Origin of the sequence: Pseudomonas pisciculturae (genome assembly GCF_015461805.1) — a bacterium.
GTDB classification, from domain to species: Bacteria; Pseudomonadota; Gammaproteobacteria; order Pseudomonadales; family Pseudomonadaceae; genus Aquipseudomonas; species Aquipseudomonas pisciculturae.
This window is the reverse complement of sequence record NZ_JACVZE010000001.1, coordinates 414,164-438,808: the sequence shown is the minus strand read 5'-3', so window position 1 is coordinate 438,808 and position 24,645 is coordinate 414,164. Positions and strand designations below refer to the sequence as shown.

The window sequence follows — 24,645 nt, the reverse complement described above, 5'->3', positions numbered from 1 at the left end:
CCTGCCTTGGCACACAACGACGGTAACGGCACAGATGATGACGCAAACAAGGCAAATTGCCACCATTGAATTTGCAACGAGCTACGACCGCTGGTCGGTAAAAACCTATGCAAACGGTCAAGCCTTGTAGGAGATATCGGCCCCAGCCAAAAAATCTGTAGGCAATACCAAGGCCTTTTCTAGAGGGGTACCCGCTCGCGACGCATCCACATTTCAAATGCCATGGCGGTCAATGGCCGACTGATCAGGTAGCCCTGGGCGGTGTCGCAGTTCCATAACTTGAGGAGCTTGAGGCTCGGTGCGAACTCCACCCCTTCGGCCACCACCTTGAGCCCCAGGTTGTGGCTCATCTCAATCGTGGAGCGCACGATCACCCCATCGCCGCTGGTGCTGTCGAGGTTGCGCACAAAGGACTGGTCGATCTTCAGTTCCTGCACCGGCAAACGCTGCAATTGCGCGAGCGATGAATAGCCGGTGCCGAAGTCATCCACCGACAGGCTGATGCCACAACCGCGCAGTTGCTCCAGCACGCTGAGGGCTTGCTGCGGGTTATGCATGATCGCGCTTTCGGTGATTTCGAAGATCAATTGCTCCGCCTCCACCTGGTACTGCATCAACAAGGCGGTGACGCGAATCGCCAAGTCATCATCGGCCAGGTCGTCCACCGAGATATTCACCGACAGCTGGATAAGCAGACCGCGCTGCGCCCACTCGGCAATCTGGCGCACGGCTTCTTCGATCACCCACAAGGTCAGGCCGCCCATGCTGCCGGTGCGTTCGGCCAGTGGGATGAATTCGGCCGGCGACACCTGCCCCAGCGTCGGGTGCTGCCAGCGCAACAACGCCTCGGCCTGGCGAACGTGACCGTTCTTGAGGTCGAGTTTTGGCTGGTAGCACAGGAATAATTCGCCCTCCACAACGGCGCGCCGCAGGTCACGGATCAAGGTGATCTGGCGCTGGTGGGCCAGGTCGCGATCCTGTTGGTAGATCTGCAAATGCCCAGGCAGGCTCGCGGCATCATGCCGGGCGATGGCGGCACGGTTGATCAACTCTTCCACCTGTTGGCCGTCAGCCGGGTAAGCGGCAATGCCTATGCTCACCTCGTGGCGCACCTCGTCATTGCCGATGCGCTGGGGTTCGGTGAGCAGCGCGTAGAGGCGGTCGGCACGGGCCACCGCGCGGTCGATCTCGGTGTTTTCCAGTAACACCAGGAACTCACTGCCAGCGATACGTGCCGCCGTGTCACTGGCCAACAGGCTCATGGCCAAACAACGGCTGGCTTCGCGCAGCATCTCTTCAACGCCCTCGGGGCCGAAGCCTTCGTTGATCACTCGGTAGTTCTCGATGCCCAGGTACAGCAACACCACGGGCCGGCGCGCGCTGATCGCACTGCCCAGGCGCTCCATGGCCAGCGCGCGATTGGGCAGGCCGGTCAGTGGGTCATGCAGGGCGTTGTGGGCCAGTTGCCGTTCACGCACGGCGATGCCGCTTTGCATCGCGTTGAAGGCGCGGGCGAGCAAGCCGAATTCATCATTGCTGCGCACCCGCACCGGAGTGCGGTAGTCACCGGCACCAATACGCTCGGCCGCCTCTACCAAGGCCGTGAGCGGGCGCGACACGCGCCGCGCCAAAAACAATGCGCCGGCCAGCGACACCAGCAGCACCGCCAGGGCGATCCCCAAAAATTGCCGGTCGAGCGGCGCAAAGGATTCCAGCGCATGGTCCAGCGGGCTTTGCAGCAGCACCCGCACTTCATCGCCATCGTCGGTATTGGCCAGCGGCAACACTTGGCTGAGTACTCGCTGGCCATAGAACAGGTTGATCTGCGCCTCAGGGTTGATGTGTTTATCACGCAGCAGGCTGATGAGGGTGGCCTGGTAAGCATCCGGCTGGGTGCTGTACAACGGGCCGGGGCGGTCGTTCTGAACGCTGAGGAAGGACACCTCCAGGCTGCTCATGGACCGCAGTTCATCGGCAAACAGTTTGTCCATGGGAAAGCCCATCACGACGCGCGCAATAGGCATCGGGTCGAGCACTTCATCCTGCACCAACAGATACGGGCGCTCGTCCATGGCCACGATGAGCATCTGCAAACCCCTGCGCCGGGCTTGGCGCAGGGCGTCGCCATAGGGGAACAACTGGTCGCGGGCAAACACCGGCAAGGTGCTGGCCACGACCTTGCCATCCAGGCCCAACACAAACACTTCACTGGCCCGAATACCGGTGCCGTGCCGACGCAGGGCCGCCAGGATCGACACGGGGTTGCCCTCGGCCACGGCGTGTTTGAACGGGATATCGACGGTGAGCCAGTCCAGCCCGTATTGCAGGCGGCGCCCACGCAGGTCCAGCAGGCGCTCGAACACCTGGCTACCGGTTTTCAATTGGACTTGTGCCTGGTTTTCCACCGCACGGGTAGTGGCGACCTTGACCGCGAAGTAGGTGGCGGCGACCACCACCAACAGCAACAGCGCCAGCACCCCGGCGATACGGGTCTGGAACGTATGGCGCCATCTCATTGCCGTGCCCCTGGACACCGCTCGCCGCTCTGCGCCACTAGGTCCCTTTGTCATATGCTTTCCTGGCAATCTGACCAACCGTCAAAAAAATATCCATTTGAGTGGAATATTCGGTTAGAGCAGATTAGCTGGGACAAGCCATATGTGCACCCAATAAAACCGGGGATTTTACTGCCATTTTATTGGCGACAATCATCAGCCGCGGGCCCGCATAAAGTCCCCCCAGCGCCGCACTAAATAGTTGTGTTCATCCATCACCGAGTTCCACACCGCGATGTGGCCCATGCGCTGTTCGTACGAACCACCGTCGCGCACTTCGCCGATATCGATCAGCGGCAAACCATCACTGCCCAATAACTCTTCGCGCGCAGGTTTGCCGGCGTACCAATAGTCCCACTCGGCACTGCTGAGGTGGTCACGGCTACGGGCCGGGTTGCCGATGTAGTAACCCTGGCGCGCCATGACCGCGCCGGGCCAACCGGACAGCCACCAATTCAAATAGGCATACGCCGCATCCAGCACCGGGCCTTGAGCATGCCGCGACAGCGACAAGCCGCCAAACCAGGCGCGATAGCCTTCACGCGGCACCGCCAAACGGTATTTGACCCCGGCACGGTGCAGGCGCATCAAGGTCGGCGACCACAGGCTCTGGATATCGATGCTGGGGCTGAGCATCAATTGCGCCGCCTCTTCGTCATCGGACCAGAACGCTGCGAAGTGGCCCTCTTTCTGCTTGCGAACCAGGATGTCGGCGAGCACGTCGATCTCCTCGATGCTCATGTTGCCGATGTCGTTGAACTGCGCCAGCCCCGCGCCCTGCACCGCCAGTGCGGCATCCAGCGCGCCGATGGCGGCGTCACTCTGCAAGGCCGTGCGGGCGCTCCAGGCCGGGTCGAGCAGCCAGCCCCAGCTTTCATTGCCGTGGCAAAAACCTTCGGGCAAACGCTCGGGGCGGTAGGCAAAGCTGTCGGCGTTGTGGGTCAGGGGCAGCATGCTGATGCGCTCGGTCACGGTGCTGGCGAGGCTGCCATCGTGCTGCACGAACAGGCGCTCGCTGGGCACGCTACCGCCGCCAAGGCGGTCACTGGGTGAAAGGCGCCCGCGCTTGGGCAAGTCGTTGATCTCGTGCCACAGCGCAATGCGCCGGGTGTCGATGGGTTGGATCGCCCGCGCCGGCCACACGAAGTCGACATTGTGGAACCACTGGTCGTACAGGTCGTAGCTGTCGGGCTGCATCACCGCAATGCGCTGGGCCTGTTCGACGTCATGCACCTGATACACCAAGCGAATGCCCAGCTCCTGCTCAGCCCGCACACGCAGGCATTCCAACAAAGTCACCGAAGTGCCCAGCACGCGCAAGGTGATCATGCCGCGAACCGCCGCGAGAAGGCTTCAAACGAACGGCGCAGCAGCGCAGGGTCGAGGCCACGCAGGATAAACACCAGGCGCGATTGCCGATCAGTGCCCGGCCATGCAGGCAGGTGCACCGGCGCGTGCAGGCAATGCTGCACACCATGGATGACGATGGGGGCGTTACTGGCGTTCACGTTGAGCAGTCCTTTGACCCGGAGGATTCGTTCGCCGTGGCATCTTAACAGCATCGACAACCACACCCCGAAACCGACCCAGTCCAGTGGCTGGTCGAAGGTCAGGCTGCACACTTGCGCGGCGCCATGGGTGGCCGTGGTGGATCGATGCAGTTGCCAGCGGTTGACCTCGACGGTGGGCTCGGCGCTGCGCAAACCTTCGCCGAGTAACAGTTGGTCGCCGCTGTGGATAGCATGGGTATCGAGGATCGGCGTACCGGCATTCAGCGCCTGCAAGTGCGCGCGCAATGCCGTGCAATCGCCGGCCAGGTCGGTCTTGCTCAGCAGCAGGCGATCTGCCGCTGCGACCTGGGCCAGCCACTCCGGGTGCAGGCGTTCTTGCAAGGCGGCGTGGCTGGCGTCCACCAGGGTGACCACCAGGCCGATATGAAAGCGCCCGCGCAGTTGCACGTCATTGTTCAACGTGGCGAGAATCGGCGCCGGGTCGGCCAGGCCGGTGGTCTCCAGGATCACGCGTTTGAATGCAGGAATTTCACCGCGCTCGCGGCGTTGCAACAGACCGAGCAGCGCGTCTTTCAACTCGCCGCGTATCGAGCAGCAGACGCAGCCGCTGGGCAGCAGCACGGTGTCGGGTGCGACTTCTTCCACCAGCAGATGGTCGATGCCGATGTCGCCGAATTCGTTGATCAGCAGCGCGGTGTCGCCGAGGCTTTCGCCTTGCAGCAGGCGCTTGAGCAAGGTGGTCTTGCCGCTGCCGAGGAAGCCGGTGATGACGTTCAGCGCAATACTCATAGTCGTCTCTCATTGTGGCGAGGGAGCTTGCTCCCGCTGGAGTGCGCAGCGCTCCCAAGCTTTTGGGGCCGCTGCGCAGCCCAGCGGGAGCAAGCTCCCTCGCCACAGTCAGTGTTCAAGATGGTCGAGCAGTTGGGGGTCGAGGGGGTCCAGCGGGCGGCCGAGCATGGTTTCGGCGGCTTGCCAGAGTTGATCCAACCCACTAGCCAGTTCCTGCTTGCCGGTGGCCCCGAGCAACAGGTATGAAGCGCCCTGGAAGTCCTCGACCTTGAGCCGGAACACCGCCAGCACCTGGTTGATCGCCGCTATCCGGCGCAAGCGTTCGCGGCGCCTGGGCAACTCATCGCCCAGGGGGTCGCTCCAGTGCAGGTCTTCGCCGAGCAACCCGCAGAGTCCGCACATGGCTACACCCCGCTCATGGCATGACATCGCCGGAGTTCGGGCCCAAGGTCTGGCCGACAAACAGGTTGCCGCCCGGTTCGCTGGCCAGCAGCACGGCGGTGGGCCCCACTTCATCGGCCAGGCCGAAGCGGCCCAGGGGCAACTCCTTGGCCTTGGCGCGTTTCCAGTCGTCGCTGATGCCGCCCACCAACGGTGTCTCAATGGGGCCTGGGGCGATGGCATTGACCAGCACATTGTCCTTGGCCACTTCCAACGCCAGGGATTTAGTGAAGCCGATCACGCCAGCCTTGGCGGCGGCGTAATGGGTGAGTTCAGCACCGCCCTTGATGCCCAATTGGGACGCCACGTTGATAATCCGCCCCCAACGTTGCGCGAGCATATGGGGCAAAGCGCGCTGGCTAGCGATGAAGACGCTGGTGAGGTCAACGCGCAACATGTCGTTCCACATCTCGAGGGTGAGGTCGACGCAACGCGCCTGAGTGAGCATGCCGGCGTTATTGACCAAAATGTCGATGCCGCCGAAGTGTTCGACGCATTTGTCCACACTGGCCTGGGCGCCTTCAACGGTGCCGACGTCGCCCAGGCATTCGAACACCTCGGCGCCGAGGTTGCGGCAGGTGATCGCGGTTTCGGCGAGGCTGGCGGCGTTGCGGTCGGCCAGCACCAGGCGGGCGCCTTCGACGGCGTAGGCGCGGGCGATGGCGGCACCGATGCCGCTGCCGGCGCCGGTGATGACGGCGCGGCGGTTAATGAGTTGAGGCATATACACATCTCCTACAGCAAACACAGTTCCAATGTGGGAGGGGGCTTGCCCCCGATGGCAGTGTTTCAGATAAAACACCTGTGACTGACACACCGCTATCGGGGGCAAGCCCCCTCCCACATTTGGATGAGGTACACCCGTTAGTCTGGCCAGCGCACGGTCAGGCCGCCATCGATCACGATGCTTTGGCCAGTCAGATAACTCGACGCCTCACTGGTCAAAAACTGCACCAACGACGCCACTTCATCCGCCCGCCCTACCCGGCCCAACGGGATTGCCCGCGCAGCCTTGGCCAAACCTTCCGGCCCCAGCGAATTCTTCGCATCCAACGATTGCGGCGTCTCGATCAACCCCGGAATCACCGCATTGCAGCGAATGCCCTTGGCAGCCAATTCCACCGCCAGCGAGCGGCACAACCCCGGCACACCGGCCTTGGCCGCCGCGTAGTGGCTGTGTTCCTGCCAGCCATACACGCCGCCAGCAATCGACGAGATTGCCACCAGCGCGCCGCCTTCGTGCATATGTCGCGTGGCCGCGCGGAAGGTGCGCATCACCCCCGTCAGGTCGACATTGAGCATCTCGTCCCACAGTGCGTCGGTCATTTCCAGCAGCGGCGCACGGCGTAGCAAACCGGCGTTGGCCACGGCGTAATCAAGGCGACCGAAGTGCTGCACGGCTTGCTCGGCCAGGGCATCCACCGAGGCGGTATTGCCCACGTCCAGCGGCAGCATCAGGCACTCGCCGCCGGCTTCTTCCACCAACGTGACGGTGGTTTGCGGGTCATGGGGATCGGCCGGGTAATACCCGCCGACCACCGCCACACCGTTGCGCGCGTAGGCCACGGCGAGGGCTTGGCCGATGCCGCTGGCGGCACCGGTAATCAAGGCAACTTTACGGCTCATCTAAAACTCCTTACTGAACGGTTTCCGGACGCACATGGCGTGCGGCAAACATCAACATGCCCGACAGGAAGCACGGCACCGCGCCGAACCACAGCGCGGCGGTCTGCCAGTCGCTGCCGGCAGACAACACCTGAGTCGCGCCAAAGCCTGCGACCACGGCACCAATCGGCCCCATCGCGTGGATGATCGCGCCACCGGTGGCACGGATGCTGGTCGGGAAACTCTCGCTGATAAAGAACAACGCCGCCGAGTACGGCCCGATCAGGAAGAACAGGCCCAAGCTGTACAGCCCCACCACCATCGCCATATTGCTCGGGCCAAACAGCATGCCGGCAAACGCCAGGCCGCCAAGCATCCAGCCCAGGCCGATCACATTGCGACGGCCGATCTTGTCACCCATCCAGCCGTGGCTGAGGTAACCGCAGTAACCCACCAGGTTCGACAGCACGAGAATGATCAGCGAGTTCTCGAACGAGATGTGGTGCACGCTGACGATCACCGAGGTGCCCAATACGCTGAACACCTGGATCGCCGCCCAGTTGAGCAACAACGCTGCACCGATCACCAAAGTGGCACGGCGGGCCGGGCCACGGAACGCGGCTTTCAGGCCCGCCTTGCTGTGTTCGTCGTAGTCCACGCCATAGGTCACGGCGACGTTTTGCGCTTCGGTCACCGCGCCGCTTTTGCGCAGTTGGCTGATGCGTTCATGGATCTGGAACTGCGGGCTCTCCTTGAGCTTGCGCGCCATGATCGCGATCACCACCGCCGGGATCGCGGCAAAGATGAAGCAGCCCTGCCAGCCGATGATCGGCAAGAGCAGCGCGGTCAAACCGGCGGCGATCAAAGCACCCACCGGCCAGCCGCCCTGCACCAGGCTGTAGATAAACCCGCGACGCTTGGTCAGGCGCGGGTCTTCGGAGGCGCCATACAGCTCGGTCAAATAGGTGGCGTTGACGGTTTCTTCGGCGTAACCCAGGCCGCCCAGCGAACGGATCAGAATCAGCGGTGACTTGCCCCATGCGCCGCCAATCGCGGTCAACGCCGAACACAGCGCAGAACCGGCCACGGTGAAGATAATCCCTTTGCGACGGCCCAACTTGTCGACGATTGGCCCGATGGCCAGCGCAACGACGGCGGTGCCCACGGCAACCCATGTCGCGATCTCGGCTTGCTCCACTTCACCCCAGCCAAAGTGCCGGCCGATCTCCGGCAGCAAAGTGCCAAAAAGAATGAAGTCATACACCGCAAACACCCAGGCGAAAAACGCGATCCAGGTGGCAAAACGTACCTCCTTGGAGGTCAGTTGCCGGGGTTTCCAGCCAGTCAGGTCAAGCTTGTTGTAGATGGACATGAGTCGCGCCTCGGGGGTGGGGGCTGTTTTTTTAAGGGTCAGGTACGCGGTTGACGGCGGATAAAGTCATCGGCGATTTCGTCAAAGGTGACGAAGCGCACGCCGGCATGGCTCTGGATGTGTTCGATCAAACGCTCAAGCATCAGCAGCACTTGCGGGCGGCCGGAGACATCCGGGTGGATGGTCATGGTGAACACCGCGTGTTCGTGTTCGCGGTAGACCCAGTCGAACTGGTCGCGCCACATTTCTTCGAGGTGACGCGGGTTGACGAAGCCGTGGCTGTTGGGGGCCTTTTTGATGAACATCATTGGCGGCAGGTCGTCCAGGTACCAATTGGCCGGGATCTCCACCAGGTCGGTCTCTTCGCCACGCACCAGGGGTTTCATCCAGGTGTCGGGGTGCTGGCTGTAGTCGATCTTGGTCCAGGTATCACCCTTGCGTACGTAGTAGGGGTGGAAATCGTTGTGCATCAGGCTGTGGTCGTACTTGATGCCTTTTTTCAACAGCAGCTCGTTGGTGACCTTGCTGAATTCCCACCACGGCGCGACGTAGCCCGTTGGGCGCTTGCCGGTAACCTGGGTGATCAGCTCGATGGATTTATCGAGCACGATTTCTTCCTGCTCGGCGGTCATCGCAATCGGGTTTTCGTGGCTGTAGCCGTGCACGCCGATTTCGTGACCCGCGTCGGCCACGGCCTTCATTTGCTCGGGGAAAGTTTCCATCGAGTGACCGGGAATAAACCACGTGGTGCGCAGGCCGTAGCGCTCAAACAACTTGAGCAGGCGCGGCGCGCCGATTTCACCGGCGAACAGGCCGCGGGAGATGTCGTCCGGCGAGTCTTCGCCGCCGTAGGAACCGAGCCAGCCGGCGACGGCGTCAACGTCGACGCCAAATGCACAAAGGATGTCTTTAGCCATGATGTGTCTCCTTAAACGTTAAGTACGGATTCGACGGACAACGCGGCACGCAACAGGCGCGCGTCTTCCCCCGTCGGGGCGCTGAGCAGCAGCCCAGTGGGCAGGCCCTGGGCATCGCGGCCGCTGGGCAGGGTCACGCCGGGCATGTCCAGCAAACTGCCGGGCATGGTCAGGCGCAGGGTGGCGAGGTTGGTTTTGACGAAGAGGTCATCGTCGGCTTCCAGCGGCGCCAAGGCGGGCGCAACGTGGGCGACGGTGGGGGTGATCAGGATCGCGCCGTCGAGGTCGTCCACCAGTTGCTGTTGCAAGCGGCGGCGGGCGTCGATCAGGTGCAGCAGTTGGCTGGCAGGCAACGTGCGCGCCGCTTCGAGGCGGCGGCGTACGCGGGGGTCGAGTTGTGCGGCGTCAGGGCTGTCGAGCAAGCCTTGGTGCAGGGCGAAGGCTTCGAACGAACCGAGCCAGCCGTGCTGACTGATCAGCTCAAGGGCGGCCTGGAACGTTGGGCATTCGCGCTCGTCGATCAGTGCACCCTGGGCCTTCAACTGCTCCACGGCGCGCAGCAGGTTATTGCGCACGGCAGGTTCCACGTCTTGTTGCGCCAACACAAAGCGCTGGCCCTTGAGGCTGCGAGCGCTGTGGGTTTGGCGGCGGCCGTGGAGCAGATCATCGATGGCCAGCGCATCGCGCACGCTGCGGGTGAGCGGGCCGAGGCTGTCGAGGGTATGGGCCAGCGGGAATACGCCGTCGCGGCTGTAGCGCCGGCAACTGCTGCGGTAGCCCACCAGGCCGTTGAGGGCGGCGGGAATGCGGATCGAGCCGGCGGTGTCGGTGCCCATGGCGATGGGCACGATCCCGGCCGCCACCGCCACGGCCGAACCCGAGGACGAGCCGCCCGGGATGCGTGGTTGATCGCTGCCATGGGGGTTGTGGGGCGTGCCGAAATGCAAGTTCAGGCCGAGGCCGGAATAGGCCAGCTCGCTGAGGTTGGTCTTGCCCACGCTGACCATCCCGGCGCGGCACAACAAGCCGACGCTTGGCGCATCGAGCAAGGCGGCGGGCGCGTTGCGACGATAGGCAGCGCCAGCGGTGGTGATGCTGCCGGCGACGTCAAACAGGTCTTTCCAGGCCAAGGGCACGCCATCCAACACACTCAATGGCTGGCCAGCGCGCCAGCGGGCGGCGGCGGCTTCGGCTTCACGGCGGGCACGCTCGGCGGTCAGCGAGATGAAGACGCCTGCCGACTGACCGGCCTGGGCAAGCGCCTGTTCGAGGGCTTGCACCGGGTCGTTGCGGCCGCTGGCGAAATCCTCGGCCATTGAAGTGGCGTCTGACATCAAGATGACCCTCACAAAACGTACATATTAATAAAATGTACATTTAATAAAGGCAGCTTTCGTGCCAGCCTGAATCGATGGCGGTAAACGTAGTTTGGCGATTTCTCCCAGAGCCACGGGATAGATGGTCTTGATCGCTAGAAAAAATTCTTGCCTGAACGCTGAAGAGCGCTTTCAATGAAATAATGTATCTTTTATTAATAAGTACATTTTGGTGCAGAAAAGTAACATTCCTACATTCAGAGCCCCAAAAAAGTGCCACTGATGTGGCGCAAGGTGACAGGCGCAACTTATGAGAGAATCCCCGGCCACCGTCCTACAAGCCCCTGAGAAAGCGATGAAAGCAGTGTCCGCCTCGGCCTCCCGTTACGCGATGATTCACCAGGTATTGCGTGACGCGATTGTCAACGGCACCGCCCGCCACGGCTTGGTTTTACTCGAAGCCCCGCTGGCTGAATTGTTTGGCACCAGCCGCGTGCCGGTGCGCAAGGCGCTGGACCTGCTGCACGCCGAAGGCTTGATCTGCCGCTTTAACGGCCGGGGTTACCTGATCAACCCTGAAGGCCTGGCCATGGAGCCGTTGCGCCTGCCGTTGAGCCACACGCACCTGGGGCTCAACGGTGAAGATGAACTGGTGGACACGCGGCCCTTGGGCGAGCGCATCGTCGAAGAGATCGGCGCGGCGCTGTCTACCTGCATTGCCTTCGGCCATTACCGCCTGGACGAGCAAGCCGCCGCCGACCACTACGGCGTCAGCCGCGCCGTGGTGCGTGAAGCGCTGATGCGCTTGCGCGACCGTGGCCTGGTGGAAAAAGAGCCCTACTCCCAATGGCTGGCCGGCCCGCTAACGGCACGAGAAGTCACCGAAGACTACGAACTGCGCGCCTGCCTCGAACCCGAAGCCCTGCGCCAAAGCGCGCCGAACCTTGACCGCGAGTTGCTCGAAGCCATGTTGCAACGGGTGCTGGACGCCCAGGAGAGCCCCCATTGCAGCCTGGAGGCCATCGAGCAGATCGAAGAGGACTTGCACCAACGCTGCCTCGCCGGGTTACAGAACCGCAAGATCGCCGCGCTGATTCGCCAAGGCCAGAGCCCGATGATCATCAGCCGGATTTTCTACCGGTTGCTGGGGATAGGCGCTGATCCGGCGATGTTGGCCGAACATCGGTTGATTCTGGAGTTATTGCTGCATGGGGCGTTTGATGCGGCGGCGTTGAATTTGCGTGAGCATTTGCAGCGGGCCAGGCAGCGGATGTTGCAGCGGTTGAAGGTGTTGTCGGTTCTACCGGAACAACCACTCCCCTCCTACCTCCACAAAATCAGCTGACTCAACACAATTCAAAATGTGGGAGCGGGCTTGCTCGCGAATACGGTGTGTCAGTAGATACATCTTTGACTGATCCACCGCATTCGCGAGCAAGCCCGCTCCCACATTTGGACCTGCGGCGTTCTTAAAAAATCATGCAATATGTTGCTATCTGCCCCCCACCATTGAAACCACCGCCGCCCTGCCCCATCTAACCTGCATACTTCCTTATGCAGGTGCCCCATGAGCGACCAGCAAGCCTTCCCTGATTACGACTTGAACGACTACGCCGACCCCGAAAACGCTGAAACCCCTTCGTCCAACACTGGCCTGGCCCTCCCCGGGCAAAACCTGCCGGACAAGGTCTATATCATCCCGATCCATAATCGGCCGTTCTTTCCGGCGCAGGTGTTGCCGGTCATCGTCAATGAAGAGCCGTGGGCCGAGACCCTGGAGCTGGTGAGCAAGTCCGACCACCACTCCCTTGCCCTGTTCTTCATGGAAACACCACCTGAAGACCCACGGCACTTCGACACCTCCGCCCTGCCGCTGTATGGCACCCTGGTAAAGGTGCACCACGCCAGCCGCGAGAACGGCAAACTGCAATTCGTCGCCCAGGGCCTGACCCGCGTACGCATCAAGACCTGGCTCAAACATCATCGCCCGCCGTACCTGGTGGAAGTCGAATACCCACACCAGCCCACCCAGCCGACCGACGAGGTCAAGGCCTACGGCATGGCGCTGATCAATGCGATCAAGGAACTGCTGCCGCTCAACCCGCTGTACAGCGAAGAGTTGAAGAACTACCTCAACCGCTTCAGCCCCAACGACCCCTCACCCCTCACCGACTTCGCCGCTGCGTTGACCTCGGCCACCGGTAACGAGTTGCAGGAAGTGCTGGACTGCGTGCCCATGCTCAAACGCATGGAAAAGGTATTGCCGATGCTGCGCAAAGAAGTTGAAGTCGCGCGCCTGCAAAAAGAACTGTCGGCCGAGGTGAACCGCAAGATCGGCGAGCACCAGCGCGAGTTTTTCCTCAAGGAACAGCTCAAGGTCATCCAGCAAGAGCTGGGTTTGACCAAGGACGACCGCAGCGCCGATGTGGAACAGTTCGAGCAACGCCTGGAAGGCAAAGTGCTGCCGCCCCAGGCGCAAAAACGCATCGATGAAGAACTGAACAAGCTGTCGATCCTCGAAACCGGCTCGCCGGAATACGCGGTCACACGCAACTATTTGGACTGGGCCACCTCGGTGCCCTGGGGCGTGTACGGCGAGGACAAACTCGACCTCAAACACGCCCGCAAGGTGTTGGATAAACACCATGCCGGGCTGGACGACATCAAGAGCCGTATCCTCGAGTTCCTGGCGGTGGGCGCCTACAAAGGCGAAGTCGCCGGCTCCATCGTGCTGCTGGTGGGCCCGCCGGGCGTGGGCAAGACCAGCGTGGGTAAATCCATCGCTGAGTCGCTGGGGCGGCCGTTCTATCGGTTCAGCGTCGGCGGCATGCGCGACGAGGCTGAGATCAAAGGCCATCGCCGCACCTACATCGGCGCCCTGCCGGGCAAGCTGGTGCAGGCGCTCAAAGATGTTGAAGTGATGAACCCGGTGATCATGCTCGACGAGATCGACAAGATGGGCCAGAGCTTCCAGGGCGACCCGGCGTCGGCCTTGCTGGAAACCCTGGACCCGGAGCAGAACGTCGAATTCCTCGACCACTACCTCGACCTGCGCCTGGACCTGTCCAAAGTGCTGTTCGTGTGCACCGCCAACACCCTGGACTCGATCCCCGGCCCGTTGTTGGACCGCATGGAAGTGATTCGCCTGTCGGGCTATATCACCGAAGAAAAAGTCGCCATCGCCAAACGCCACCTGTGGCCAAAACAGCTGGAAAAAGCCGGCGTGGCCAAAACCAGCCTGAGCATCAGCGATGGCGCCCTGCGTGCATTGATCGACGGTTATGCCCGTGAAGCCGGGGTACGCCAGTTGGAGAAACAGCTGGGCAAGCTCGTGCGCAAGGCGGTGGTCAAGTTGCTCGATGAGCCAGACTCGGTGATCAAGATCGGCAACAAAGACCTGGAAAGTTCCTTGGGCATGCCGGTGTTTCGCAATGAGCAGGTGCTTTCAGGTACCGGTGTGATCACCGGTCTGGCCTGGACCAGCATGGGCGGCGCGACCTTGCCAATCGAGGCGACGCGCATCCATACGCTCAACCGTGGCTTCAAGCTCACCGGGCAGTTGGGTGAGGTGATGAAGGAGTCTGCCGAAATTGCCTACAGCTACATCAGCTCGAACCTGAAGTCGTTTGGCGGTGACCCGAAGTTCTTCGACGAAGCCTTCGTACACTTGCACGTGCCGGAAGGCGCCACGCCCAAAGACGGCCCGAGTGCCGGGGTGACCATGGCCAGTGCGTTGCTTTCACTGGCGCGTAACCAGGCGCCGAAAAAAGGCGTGGCCATGACCGGCGAACTGACGCTGACCGGGCACGTACTGCCGATTGGCGGGGTGCGTGAGAAGGTGATTGCGGCGCGGCGCCAGAAGATTCATGAGCTGATCCTGCCAGAGCCGAATCGGGGCAGTTATGAAGAGTTGCCGGAGTATTTGAAAGAAGGCATGACCGTGCACTTTGCCAAGCGGTTTGCGGATGTGGCCAAGGTGCTGTTCTGACAGTTATGTAGCGCCTGGGCTGGCCTCATCGGGGGCAAGCCCCCTCCCACAGTTGACCGTGTTGTCATGAACAACACCGATCCCTGTGGGAGCCGGGCTTGCCCGCGATGGCGTCAGCCGCCATAACGCAACTCCCTCCTGTCACACCTTGTCTCATCTTCGGTTATGCTCGCCCTTCGTCGTGAATGAACGGAGCCCCCATGACCGCTGCCCGTCTGCTTCTCCCCTTGAGCCTTGCCCTGCTGGCCGCGTGCGCCAGTGCGCCGAAGCAAAACGTCACCGTGGACAGCCAGAGCGCCTGCCCACTCCAGCTGAAATCGGGCCAAAACCTGACCCTCACCCTACCCAGCAACCCCACCACCGGCTACCGCTGGGCTATTCAGGATTCCGCCGGCGGCGTGCTGCGCGCACTGAGCCCCGAGGTCTACAGCAGTTCGGAGTCCGGTGTGATCGGTGGTGGCGGCCAGTCCACCTGGCGCTTCCAGGCCTTCGCCGCAGGCCAGGGTCGCTTGCGCCTGACCTCCCAACAACCTTGGGAGCCCGAAGCCGAACCCGCCGACACCTTCGACTGCGCTATCACGGTGAACTGATATGCCATGGCTGATTCTTGCATTGATGGGCGCCGGCACTTTTATCTACGGCCTGGCCACTCATGCCACATTGCTGTGCCTGCTGGTCAAGCCGTTACCGGTGCTGGCACTGCTGGGTTGGCTGCATGACGCGCCGCCCACCGACTATCGACGCTGGATCAGCCTGGGGCTGATTTTTTCTGTGGTGGGCGACGTGCTGCTCGCCTGGCCGGGCGACCTGTTTATCTTCGGGCTCGGCGCTTTCTTGTTTGCGCACCTGGCGTACTTGAAGGCCTATTTGAGTGACTGCCGTCGGTTGGCACTCTTGCCATTGGTATTGGCGCTGGGCGTGGGCGCGATCCTGTTGAGCATTCTGATCTCCCACGGCCTGGGTGACTTGCTGATTCCGGTGGTGGTGTATGCACTGGTGATCAGCGCCATGCTGTGGCGGGCGTTGGCACGACTGGGCAGCGACGTATCGAAGCGCTCGGCCGTATTGGCGGCGGCGGGTGCGGCATCGTTCGTATTTTCCGACACGCTCATAGGCATCAATCGGTTCGTGGTAGCGTTCGATGCGGCGCCATATTGGCTGATTACCACTTACTGGCTCGGCCAATGGGGTATTACTGCATCGGCCTTTGCATCGCAGCAGGTCTTGAAGATGCAGAATAAGAGATAACCCAAAAACTGTAATATCCAATCCTTCTAAAACACTGTCATTTATGACAGTTCACCGCTCAAATCCATCTGTAGTGTAATTGCTGCTCCCGACACATACACGCAAGGAATGGCCATGAGCACTACAGAGCAGGAAGAGGCAGATTATAAAGTTTCTCTGTCAGCTAAAACGAACTTCACCACGCCCCACGCGGCGAAGTTCAAAAGTAGCCATATCGAACTGCACTCACTCTTCGGTCAGCTAGATTTCGTCATCGACCTCAACAAAAGCTCCCCTCAAAGTCATAGAAGTCTTGAGCTGTCGTTTAGCAAAGATATCCCGACAGGTACCTATTCGGCGGACGGATCGGACGGCTTGTTTTACCAATTGTTGTACAGGGAGTACCGCGGGCGAGCTGACGATTCAGAGGGCACGGACTTTCTTGCAAAAAGCGGCAAGGTCCGTATTGAGACCACTTGGTCTGGGTACTCCACGCGTTTCATACTTCGTTACGACGTCATCACAAAAAGCGCGGAAGGAAAATCGATCAGCCTCAAAGGGAAGACCGTTATTTACGCCGAGTTCTTTCCATAACGGCTAACCAGACCATTCCACGTGGTAATCCTGTGCGATTTATCACGTGACTGATCTGACAACCCGCGCACGCGAGGGCCAACTTGGCTAAAATGCCGGTCTTTCCCCTTCGTCGCCGGAACAACCGTGAGCAAAGAACCCGATCGCCTATTCGCCCAGCCCCTGCCCCAGGTGCCGGACTTCGCCTTTAACGAGGACGTGGTGCGGGTGTTCCCCGACATGATCAAGCGCTCGGTGCCGGGTTACCCGACCATCGTCGAAAACCTCGGTGTATTGGCGGCGCAGTTTGCCCAGCCCAATAGCGTGCTGTACGACCTGGGTTCGTCCCTTGGCGCCGTCACCCAGGCGTTGCGCCGCCATGTGCGCACCGACGGTTGCCGAGTGATCGCTGTGGATAACTCGGCCGCGATGGTTGAGCGCTGCCGAGAGTACCTCAACGGCCAGGACTCGATGTTTCAGGAGTTGCTGCCGGTCGAGGTCATCGAAGGCGATATCCTCGCCTTGCAATTTGCACCGGCCTCGGTAGTGGCGTTGAACTTCACCCTGCAATTTATCGCCCCCGATGAGCGCCTGGCGTTGCTCTCGCGCATCCGCCAGTCGCTGCTACCAGGCGGTGCGCTGATTCTCTCGGAGAAGCTGCGCTTCAATGATCCCGAAGAACATGCGCTGCTCACCGATTTACATATCGCGTTCAAACGCGCCAACGGCTACAGCGAACTGGAAATCGCCCAGAAGCGCAGCGCCATCGAAAACGTCATGAAGCCCGACAGCCTCGAAGAACACCGCGAACGCCTGCTGGCGGCCGGGTTCTCGACAGTCGTGCCGTGGTTCCAGTGTCTTAACTTTGCCTCGTTGATTGCCTTGCCATGATTGATCTCTCCCCCCTCGCCCGCCATTTGGTCGGCACTCCTTTGGCCGTGTGGGCCCAGGGCCTGCAAGCGCAACTCGATAGCAAGATGGAAAAAGGCCATGGCGACCTGGAGCGTTGGCAGAGTGCCTTGGATGCGCTGCCGGCCATCCAGCCCAGTGAAGTAGACCTGTTGAACGGCCTGGTGCTGGACACCGACTGCGACGACGCCACCCGCGCGCAGATGCACACCGCACTGATGGGCCTGAGCCCTTGGCGCAAAGGCCCGTTCCACCTGTTTGGCGTGCACGTGGACACCGAATGGCGTTCGGACTGGAAGTGGTCCCGCGTTGCGCCGCATTTGAATTTGAAGGGTAAGCGCATCCTCGATGTGGGCTGCGGTAACGGTTATTACATGTGGCGCATGCTGGGTGCGGGCGCCGACAGTGTGATTGGCGTGGACCCAAATTGGTTGTTTTTCTGCCAGTTCCAGGCAGTGCAGCGTTACTTGTCCGAGCCTAAAGCGTGGCACTTACCGTTCCCGTTTGAAGACCTGCCGGCGAATCTGGAAGGCTTCGATACGGTGTTTTCCATGGGGGTTTTCTACCACCGGCGCTCGCCCATCGAGCATTTGCTGGCGTTGAAAGACACCCTGGTCAAGGGCGGCGAGTTGGTATTGGAAACCTTGGTCGTCGAAGGCGATCAACAGCAAGTGTTGGTGCCGGAAGATCGCTACGCGCAGATGCGTAACGTGTGGTTCCTGCCCTCGGTGCCGGCGCTGATGCTGTGGCTGCGGCGTGCGGGGTTCAGTGAGATACGGTGTGTGGACGTGAGCGTGACCACCGTCGAGGAACAGCGGGGTACGGAGTGGATGAAGTATCAATCCCTCAGCGATTTCCTCGACCCAGAAGACCACAGCAAAACCATCGAAGGCCTGCCGGCGCCGATGCGGGCAGTGATCATCGCTCGCAAATAACCGTGCGGTTTCTCTGAATAAATAGAGATCAAAACTGTGGGAGCTGGCTTGCCTGCGATAGCTATCTGTTAGTCACTGATGTGTTGACTGACAGATAGCTATCGCAGGCAAGCCAGCTCCCACATTGGTTTGTGCAGATTAGTTAGATTGTGGCTTGGCCCGGCGGGCTTTGAAGAACTCACTCAGCACCGCGCCGCACTCTTCGGCCAACACCCCACCTTCAAACAACACCCGATGATTCAAAAAACCCTGGGTAAAAAACTGCCCCTGGCTCTGCACAATCCCAGCCTTGGGCTCAAGCGCGCCATACACCACCCGCGCGACCCGCGAATGCACGATCAAGCCGGCGCACATGCTGCACGGTTCCAGCGTCACATACAGCGTGCTGCCCACCAGGCGATAGTTGCTGATGGCCTGGGCGGCATTGCGGATGGCGACCATCTCGGCATGGGCGCTGGGGTCGTTGCCGCTGATGGGGCAGTTGAAGCCGCGGCCGACGATTTCACCGTTTTGCACCAGCACAGCGCCTACAGGGACTTCACCCAAGGCAGCGCCTTGGGCGGCGAGCGCCAGGGCTTCGCGCATGAAGTCCTGGTCGCGGCTGCGGTCGATGATGGAAGCGGGGCGAATCTGGCGCATCACGCCACCTCGATAGCGGCCATCAGGCCGGTTTCCATGTGGTCGATCACGTGGCAATGGAACATCCACACCCCCGGGTTATCCGCCACCAACGCCACGCGGGCGCGTTCGTTCTTGCCCAACAGGTAGGTGTCGGTGAAATACGGAATCACCTTGTGGCGGTTCGAGGCGATCACCTTGAAGCTCATGCCGTGCAGGTGAATCGGGTGTTGATACTGGGTCATGTTCTTCAATTCAAAAATGTAGCTCTTGCCCTTCTCAAGCTTGGCGATGGGACGGTCGGCGCAGGTCTTGTCGGTAATGTCCCAAGCCTGGCCGTTGATCTGCCACAGGCTCGGGGGCCGGCCATCGTCCACGGAGACCGTGCCGACCCACTCGAAATTGAAGTTGAGTTTCTCGGCATTGGCCAGGTCGGGTTCGGCAATCGGGTTGGCGGGCAATGCGGGTGGCCATTCGGTGGGCGCATCAGTGCTGGCCACGGAGCGGAAAGTGCCCAGGCGTACCGGGCCGTTGCGGATCGACAGCTCTTCGCCAACCGGCGGCGCCTTGATCGCCAGGCAAATACGCATGCCGGGGCCCAACCAGTATTCCTTGCCCAATGGGCGCGGCTCCACCGGGTTGCCATCGAGTGCGTAGATTTGCGCTTCGGCGTCGGGGATGTTGATGCGATAGGTCAGGGTGTTGTCGAGGTTGAGCAGGCGCACGCGGGTGATCTGCCCGGCTGGCAGGTCGATCACTGCCTGGGACACGCCGTTGATGGTCGACAAGCGCCCGGCGGTACCGCCACGCGCCGCTTCACGGGGGATGCTGAACGCAACAAAGGCACCCTCCTCGTCCACGTGCCAACTCTTCAGACTCAGGGTGCGTTCGTGCTTGAAACCGGTAGGCTCGCGCTCTTCGATGATCAACGGGCCGACCAGGCCACGGCCAAGTTCTTCGCTGCTGTTCACATGGGGGTGATACCAGTAGCTGCCGGCGTCGGGCACGCGGAATTTATAGTCGAAATATTCGCCAGGCAGTACCGGCAATTGGGAGACGTAGGGCACGCCGTCCATTTCCAACGGCAGGCGGATGCCGTGCCAGTGGATGGTGGTGGCGACCGGCAGGTGGTTGATAAAGCGCACCCGCAGCCATTCGCCCTGGCGTACGCGCAACTCAGTGCCCGGCGCCGACGGGCCAAACGCCCAGGCCTCGGTTTTGTGACCGGGTACCAGCTCTACGTCAAGCGGTGCGGCGATCAACTCGTAATCGTGCCCAGCCTCGGCCTCGGCGACTTTCCCTAGCCAGTAGCGGTAGGCGCCACCGGCACCAACGCCTACGACGGCTAGGCCTGCAAGACCACCCAGGATTTGTCGACGGGAAAAGGATCGGGACACAACAACCTCACGTATCTGCCGCAGGCCCAGGGCCTGCAAAGGGCAGATACGATACACCTGCATCGGCTAAACAGTAAGGCTTCGCATTGCCGCACGGCTGAATTCAGCGGGTTTAGCTAGGTGGTCACAGCTATGAATACACCACAGATCAACTGTGGGAGGGGGCTTGCTCCCGATTGCGGTGGGTCAGTTAGTAAATAGGTGACTGACCCACCGCTATCGGGAGCAAGCCCCCTCCCACATTTTGAACTTCAGTGATTTTTAGAGCGTGTTCGCTTAGGCCTTGGCAGCCGCCAGGATGAGGGCTTTCATCTCGGCAACCGCGCCTTTGAAACCGACGAACAGCGCGTGGGCCACCAGCGCGTGGCCGATGTTCAGCTCGTTGATGCCCTTGATCGCAGCCACGGCTTCAACGTTGTGGTAGTGCAGGCCGTGGCCGGCGTTGACGATCAGGCCTTCACGCAAGCCCACCGCAACACCGTCGATAATGCGTTGCAGCTCATCCGCCACTTCGGTCGGCGTGGTGGCATCGGCATAACGCCCGGTGTGCAGTTCGATGGCGGGCGCGCCAACGCGGCGGGAGGCTTCGATCTGGCGCTCGTCAGCGTCGATGAACAGCGAGACTTCGCTGCCGATCTGCGACAGGCGATCCACCGCGGCCTTGATCCGCGCTTCCTGGCCAGCCACGTCGAGGCCGCCTTCGGTGGTGAGTTCCTGGCGGGTTTCCGGCACCAGGCAGATATGCGCCGGGCGGATGCGTTCGGCGAACGCCATCATTTCTTCGGTGACGCCCATTTCGAAGTTCATGCGGGTTTGCAGCACGTCCTTGAGCAACAGTACGTCGCGCTCCTGGATGTGCCGGCGGTCTTCGCGCAGGTGCACGGTGATGCCGTCGGCGCCCGCTTCTTCGGCGTCCAGCGCGGCCTTGACCGGGTCGGGGTAACGGGTGCCCCGGGCCTGGCGCAGGGTAGCGACGTGGTCGATGTTGACGCCAAGAAGAATGCGATTACTGGTGCTCACGGAAGCGCTCCTGAATAGGGAAAGAAACGCTGCACAGCATACACGGGGTTGTCAGGGCTTTCGAAACAACTCGCGACTGACCAGTGGCCGCCCGCCCAAGTGCACGGCCAGGGCCTGGCGCATTAAACGCTTGGCAGCAGACAAGGCACCGGGGGCACTCCAGTCGGCTTCGCTCATGGCGAGCAATTCGGTGCCTTGGAACAGGCCCGGTTGCAGCAGGTAGACGCGCTCAAGGCCGGCGTCCACTTGCAGGCGGTACATGCCGTCGGCGGCGACGGGCTCGCCGTGCAGGTCATTGGCCAGTTCGAAACCGTAGCCCAGGTCGTCTAGCAGGCGCCATTCAAAGGCACGCAGCAAGGGTTCCAGCGGTCGGCCTTCGGCGAGGGCGAGCAACGTGGCGGCGTAATGATCGAATACCGCCGGGTGCGGGTCTTCGGCGGGGAGAAGGCGGATCAGCAGTTCATTGAGGTACAGACCGCTGAACAGCGCTTCGCCATTGAGCCAAGCGGAGGTGCCGACGCTTTCCAGGCGGCCGACGTTTTTCAGCTCGCCCTTGCCGCGAAATTCCACATCCAATGCCACGAATGGCCGCGCCTGTGTGCCGGCCTTGCCCCGCGCACTGCGCAAGACTGCGCGCAGGCGGCCTTGGGGCGTGAGGAAGTCCACCAACGCGCTGGTCTCGCGGTAGGCGCGACTGTGCAGGACGTAGGCGGGTTGGCTGAGGGGTTGGGACATGGGGTCTCACTGCTGGAATGCATTGTTGAAAACTACACAAACCGAATGTGGGAGGGGGCTTGCCCCCGATGGCAGTGTGTCAGTCACTTATATGTCAACTGAACCACCGCTATCGGGGGCAAGCCCCCTCCCACATGTGTACTGCGGTGCGCTTAGAGGTCGCCGTAGCCCAGGGAACGCAGTGCACGCTCATCATCCGACCAACCACCCTTAACCTTCACCCACAGGTTGAGCATGATCTTGGAATCGAACAGCAACTCCATGTCCTTGCGCGCTTCGGTGCCGATGCGCTTGATGCGCTCGCCCTTGTCGCCAATGATGATTTTTTTCTGGCCATCACGCTCGACGAGAATCAGCGCATGAATGTGCAAGGTCTTGCCCTGCTGCTTGAACTCTTCGATCTCGACGGTGATCTGGTACGGCAGCTCGGCGCCCATCTGGCGCATGATTTTCTCGCGCACCAGTTCGGCGGCAAGGAAGCGGCTGCTGCGATCGGTGATCTGGTCTTCCGGGAAGAAGTGCTCGTTCTCCGGCAGGTAACCGGCGATCACGCGCTCCAGCGCCTCTAGGTTGTGACCGTGCTGGGCCGAAATCGGCATGATCTGGGCGTTCGGCAGTTGTTCCTGCAACCAGGTCAGGTGCGGCATCAGCTCGGCTTTGTCTTCGATGCGGTCGGTCTTGTTCAGCGCGACGATCAAAGGGCCAGTGACGTACTGCACACGCTCCAGAACCATCTGGTCTTCGTCGGTCCACTTGGTGCGGTCGACCACGAAGATCACCACGTCGACGTCTTTCAACGCCGCTGAAGCGGTCTTGTTCATGTAGCGGTTAAGGGCTTTCTCGCCGCCTTTGTGCATGCCTGGGGTATCAACGTAGACCGCTTGCACGTTGCCTTCGGTCTTGATGCCCAGCATGTTGTGGCGGGTGGTCTGCGGCTTGCGCGAGGTAATCGCGAGCTTCTGCCCCAGAATGTGGTTCAGCAGCGTGGACTTGCCCACGTTCGGGCGGCCGACGATGGCAACATAGCCACAGCGTGTTGCGGTTGAATCAGTCATGGCCATTCTCCACGCCCAGGGCAATCAGTGCTGCAGCGGCCGCTACCTGTTCGGCAATACGACGGCTCACACCCTGACCTCGGCTTTTTTCGTTCAATAAGGTGATTTCACATTCCACGAAAAACACGCGGCAATGGGGCTCACCCTGGATGTCCACCACTTCGTAGCGTGGCAGTTCGCAACCACGGGACTGCAGGAATTCCTGCAGGCGGGTCTTGGGATCTTTGTTGGTATCGACCAGCGTCAGGCTTTCGATCTCGGAGTTCAGCCAGGCAGTCACCCGCTCTTTGGCCGCTTCCATGCCGGCATCCAGGTAGATCGCACCGATCAACGCTTCGAGGGCGTCGGCCAGGATCGATTCACGCCGAAAACCGCCGCTCTTCAACTCGCCGGAACCCAGGCGCAGGTACTCGCCCAAGCCAAAACCGCGGGCCAGTACGGCCAGGGTCTCACCCTTTACCAGGCGTGCACGCAGGCGCGACAGCTGGCCTTCACGGGCTTGAGGGAAACGCTCGAACAGCGCTTCACCGGCGACGAAATTGAGGATGGCATCACCGAGGAATTCCAGGCGTTCGTTATTGCGCCCTGCAAAGCTGCGGTGTGTGAGGGCAAGGACCATCAGTTCCTGATCCTTGAAGGTGTAGCCGAGCTGGCGCTCGAGACGTGCTAGAGAAACGGTCACGGTTTATCCATATCTAGTTGGTGGCACCGGCGGCCATCGACGATTGACGCAGTGTTCAAATTCAAATCCTGGTTGGTGCTGCATGAGACCGGAAAATGTCCAAGCCCCAGAAAAGCATTCGGCGCTGTGTGAACAGCGCCGCTTGTATTACTTGATCAGCCCGACCCGCGAGAAGTTCGGCAGGTGGCTGAGCTTGGGCTCCGGCCAACTCATCCAAACTGCAAAGGCCTTGCCGACGATGTTTTCGTCGGGAACCATGCCCAGCAGGTCCTTTGGAATGGAAGGGTCATTCCAGTACCGGCTGTCATTGGAGTTGTCGCGGTTGTCGCCCATCATGAAATAGTGCCCGGCTGGCACTTTCCACTCACCGCCAGGCTGGCGGTAGCGCGACATTTCCTTGCGGATCTCGTGCTCTACCGCGCCAAGTTTCTCCTGGTACAGCTCGGCGCTGCCCAGTGAGTTCGGCTCGGAACCAATCAACTTCTCGGCCACCGACTCACCGTTGATGAGCAGGCGCTTGTCACCGGTGTAGGTGATCACGTCGCCCGGCAGGCCAACCACACGCTTGATGTAGTTGACGTTCGGGTCGCTTGGGTAGCGGAACACCATCACATCGCCACGCTGCGGGTCACCGACTTCGATGACTTTCTTGTCGATCACCGGCAAGCGAATCCCGTAGGAAAACTTGTTCACCAAGATGAAGTCGCCCACGTCCAGAGTAGGCTTCATCGACCCCGACGGGATCTGGAAAGGCTCCACCAGGAACGAACGCAGCACCAACACGATGAACAACACCGGGAAGAACGACTTGCCGTATTCAACCAGCAAAGGCTCTTTGTTGAGCTTCTCGACGACCACGGCATCGGGCTGGCTGACGCTGCCCTGATAGGACGCGATAGCCGCCCGACGACGCGGGGCGAAGAACACCAGATCGAGCAACGCCAACAGACCGCAAACGGCGACGGCAATGACCAGCAACAGCGGGAAATTTAGTGACATA

General features: G+C 61.1%; 23 protein-coding genes. 7 read left to right on the top strand and 16 right to left on the bottom strand.

Annotated features, from left to right (window positions below; genetic code table 11):
- Positions 1–179: 179 nt before the first annotated feature.
- From ICY20_RS02015 to ICY20_RS01975, 9 genes are all read right to left on the bottom strand, one after another.
- Complete coding sequence (locus ICY20_RS02015) at positions 180–2,516, bottom strand: putative bifunctional diguanylate cyclase/phosphodiesterase (protein ID WP_159956867.1); 2,337 nt, start codon at positions 2,514–2,516, stop codon at positions 180–182.
- Positions 2,517–2,711: 195 nt separating this feature from the next.
- The gene (locus ICY20_RS02010; RefSeq protein ID WP_159956869.1) at positions 2,712–3,884 is read right to left on the bottom strand and encodes an ABC transporter substrate-binding protein; all 1,173 of its coding nucleotides are present in this window, start codon (positions 3,882–3,884) and stop codon (positions 2,712–2,714) included.
- Positions 3,881–4,855, bottom strand: a complete 975-nt coding sequence (locus ICY20_RS02005) for a CobW family GTP-binding protein (RefSeq protein WP_194936821.1) — start codon at positions 4,853–4,855, stop codon at positions 3,881–3,883. The genes ICY20_RS02010 and ICY20_RS02005 overlap by 4 nt, the downstream gene beginning before the upstream one ends.
- A gap of 108 nt (positions 4,856–4,963) precedes the next feature.
- Entirely contained in the window at positions 4,964–5,257 is a 294-nt protein-coding gene (locus ICY20_RS02000; RefSeq protein WP_105696417.1) for a hypothetical protein, read from the bottom strand.
- A gap of 13 nt (positions 5,258–5,270) precedes the next feature.
- Positions 5,271–6,020, bottom strand: a complete 750-nt coding sequence (locus ICY20_RS01995) for an SDR family NAD(P)-dependent oxidoreductase (protein ID WP_194936820.1) — start codon at positions 6,018–6,020, stop codon at positions 5,271–5,273.
- Positions 6,021–6,160: 140 nt separating this feature from the next.
- Positions 6,161–6,922 (bottom strand): SDR family NAD(P)-dependent oxidoreductase, encoded by a 762-nt coding sequence (locus ICY20_RS01990; protein ID WP_159956877.1) that lies wholly within the window; start codon positions 6,920–6,922, stop codon positions 6,161–6,163.
- 10 nt (positions 6,923–6,932) lie between these two features.
- On the bottom strand, positions 6,933–8,273 hold the full coding sequence (locus ICY20_RS01985; protein WP_122487692.1) for an MFS transporter: 1,341 nt from the start codon (positions 8,271–8,273) through the stop codon (positions 6,933–6,935).
- A gap of 38 nt (positions 8,274–8,311) precedes the next feature.
- Positions 8,312–9,190 carry a polysaccharide deacetylase family protein gene (locus ICY20_RS01980; protein WP_003210406.1) on the bottom strand — a complete coding sequence of 293 codons (879 nt, stop codon included), beginning with the start codon at positions 9,188–9,190 and terminating at the stop codon, positions 8,312–8,314.
- A gap of 11 nt (positions 9,191–9,201) precedes the next feature.
- Entirely contained in the window at positions 9,202–10,524 is a 1,323-nt protein-coding gene (locus ICY20_RS01975) for an amidase (RefSeq protein WP_194936819.1), read from the bottom strand.
- Positions 10,525–10,861: 337 nt separating this feature from the next.
- Here ICY20_RS01975 and ICY20_RS01970 point away from each other — a divergent pair, with 337 nt between their 5' ends.
- The 7 genes from ICY20_RS01970 (at position 10,862) to cmoB (ending at position 18,138) form a co-directional block, all read left to right on the top strand.
- On the top strand, positions 10,862–11,851 hold the full coding sequence (locus ICY20_RS01970) for a GntR family transcriptional regulator (protein WP_159956881.1): 990 nt from the start codon (positions 10,862–10,864) through the stop codon (positions 11,849–11,851).
- A gap of 222 nt (positions 11,852–12,073) precedes the next feature.
- Positions 12,074–14,494 carry an endopeptidase La gene (gene lon / locus ICY20_RS01965; protein WP_159956883.1) on the top strand — a complete coding sequence of 807 codons (2,421 nt, stop codon included), beginning with the start codon at positions 12,074–12,076 and terminating at the stop codon, positions 14,492–14,494.
- A 200-nt stretch (positions 14,495–14,694) separates the two neighbouring features.
- Positions 14,695–15,084: a protease inhibitor I42 family protein gene (locus ICY20_RS01960; RefSeq protein ID WP_194936818.1), complete on the top strand. Its 390-nt coding sequence runs from the start codon at positions 14,695–14,697 to the stop codon at positions 15,082–15,084.
- 1 nt (position 15,085) lies between these two features.
- Positions 15,086–15,742 carry a lysoplasmalogenase gene (locus ICY20_RS01955; protein WP_194936817.1) on the top strand — a complete coding sequence of 219 codons (657 nt, stop codon included), beginning with the start codon at positions 15,086–15,088 and terminating at the stop codon, positions 15,740–15,742.
- A 114-nt stretch (positions 15,743–15,856) separates the two neighbouring features.
- On the top strand, positions 15,857–16,315 hold the full coding sequence (locus tag ICY20_RS01950) for a hypothetical protein (protein WP_194936816.1): 459 nt from the start codon (positions 15,857–15,859) through the stop codon (positions 16,313–16,315).
- A 126-nt stretch (positions 16,316–16,441) separates the two neighbouring features.
- Positions 16,442–17,185, top strand: a complete 744-nt coding sequence (gene cmoA, locus ICY20_RS01945) for a carboxy-S-adenosyl-L-methionine synthase CmoA (RefSeq protein ID WP_159956889.1) — start codon at positions 16,442–16,444, stop codon at positions 17,183–17,185.
- Complete coding sequence (cmoB, locus tag ICY20_RS01940; protein ID WP_194936815.1) at positions 17,182–18,138, top strand: tRNA 5-methoxyuridine(34)/uridine 5-oxyacetic acid(34) synthase CmoB; 957 nt, start codon at positions 17,182–17,184, stop codon at positions 18,136–18,138. Before cmoA ends, cmoB begins: the two co-directional genes overlap by 4 nt.
- 138 nt (positions 18,139–18,276) lie before the next feature.
- Here the strand turns inward: cmoB and tadA are convergent, their stop codons facing one another.
- The 7 genes from tadA to lepB all read right to left on the bottom strand — a co-directional run bounded on the left by tadA (position 18,277) and on the right by lepB (position 24,644).
- Positions 18,277–18,777: a tRNA adenosine(34) deaminase TadA gene (gene tadA, locus ICY20_RS01935; RefSeq protein ID WP_194936814.1), complete on the bottom strand. Its 501-nt coding sequence runs from the start codon at positions 18,775–18,777 to the stop codon at positions 18,277–18,279.
- A complete protein-coding gene (locus tag ICY20_RS01930; RefSeq protein ID WP_194936813.1) occupies positions 18,777–20,153 on the bottom strand; it encodes a multicopper oxidase family protein in 1,377 nt (458 codons plus the stop codon). Before ICY20_RS01930 ends, tadA begins: the two co-directional genes overlap by 1 nt.
- A gap of 276 nt (positions 20,154–20,429) precedes the next feature.
- The gene (gene pdxJ / locus ICY20_RS01925) at positions 20,430–21,173 is read right to left on the bottom strand and encodes a pyridoxine 5'-phosphate synthase (protein ID WP_105520734.1); all 744 of its coding nucleotides are present in this window, start codon (positions 21,171–21,173) and stop codon (positions 20,430–20,432) included.
- Positions 21,174–21,224: 51 nt separating this feature from the next.
- Positions 21,225–21,908: a DNA repair protein RecO gene (recO, locus tag ICY20_RS01920; RefSeq protein WP_159962437.1), complete on the bottom strand. Its 684-nt coding sequence runs from the start codon at positions 21,906–21,908 to the stop codon at positions 21,225–21,227.
- Positions 21,909–22,060: 152 nt separating this feature from the next.
- On the bottom strand, positions 22,061–22,963 hold the full coding sequence (gene era, locus ICY20_RS01915; protein WP_005785147.1) for a GTPase Era: 903 nt from the start codon (positions 22,961–22,963) through the stop codon (positions 22,061–22,063).
- A complete protein-coding gene (rnc, locus tag ICY20_RS01910; RefSeq protein ID WP_159962438.1) occupies positions 22,956–23,645 on the bottom strand; it encodes a ribonuclease III in 690 nt (229 codons plus the stop codon). Before rnc ends, era begins: the two co-directional genes overlap by 8 nt.
- A gap of 147 nt (positions 23,646–23,792) precedes the next feature.
- Positions 23,793–24,644, bottom strand: coding sequence for a signal peptidase I (lepB, locus tag ICY20_RS01905; protein WP_159962439.1), 852 nt, complete (start codon positions 24,642–24,644; stop codon positions 23,793–23,795).
- Position 24,645 lies beyond the last annotated feature (1 nt).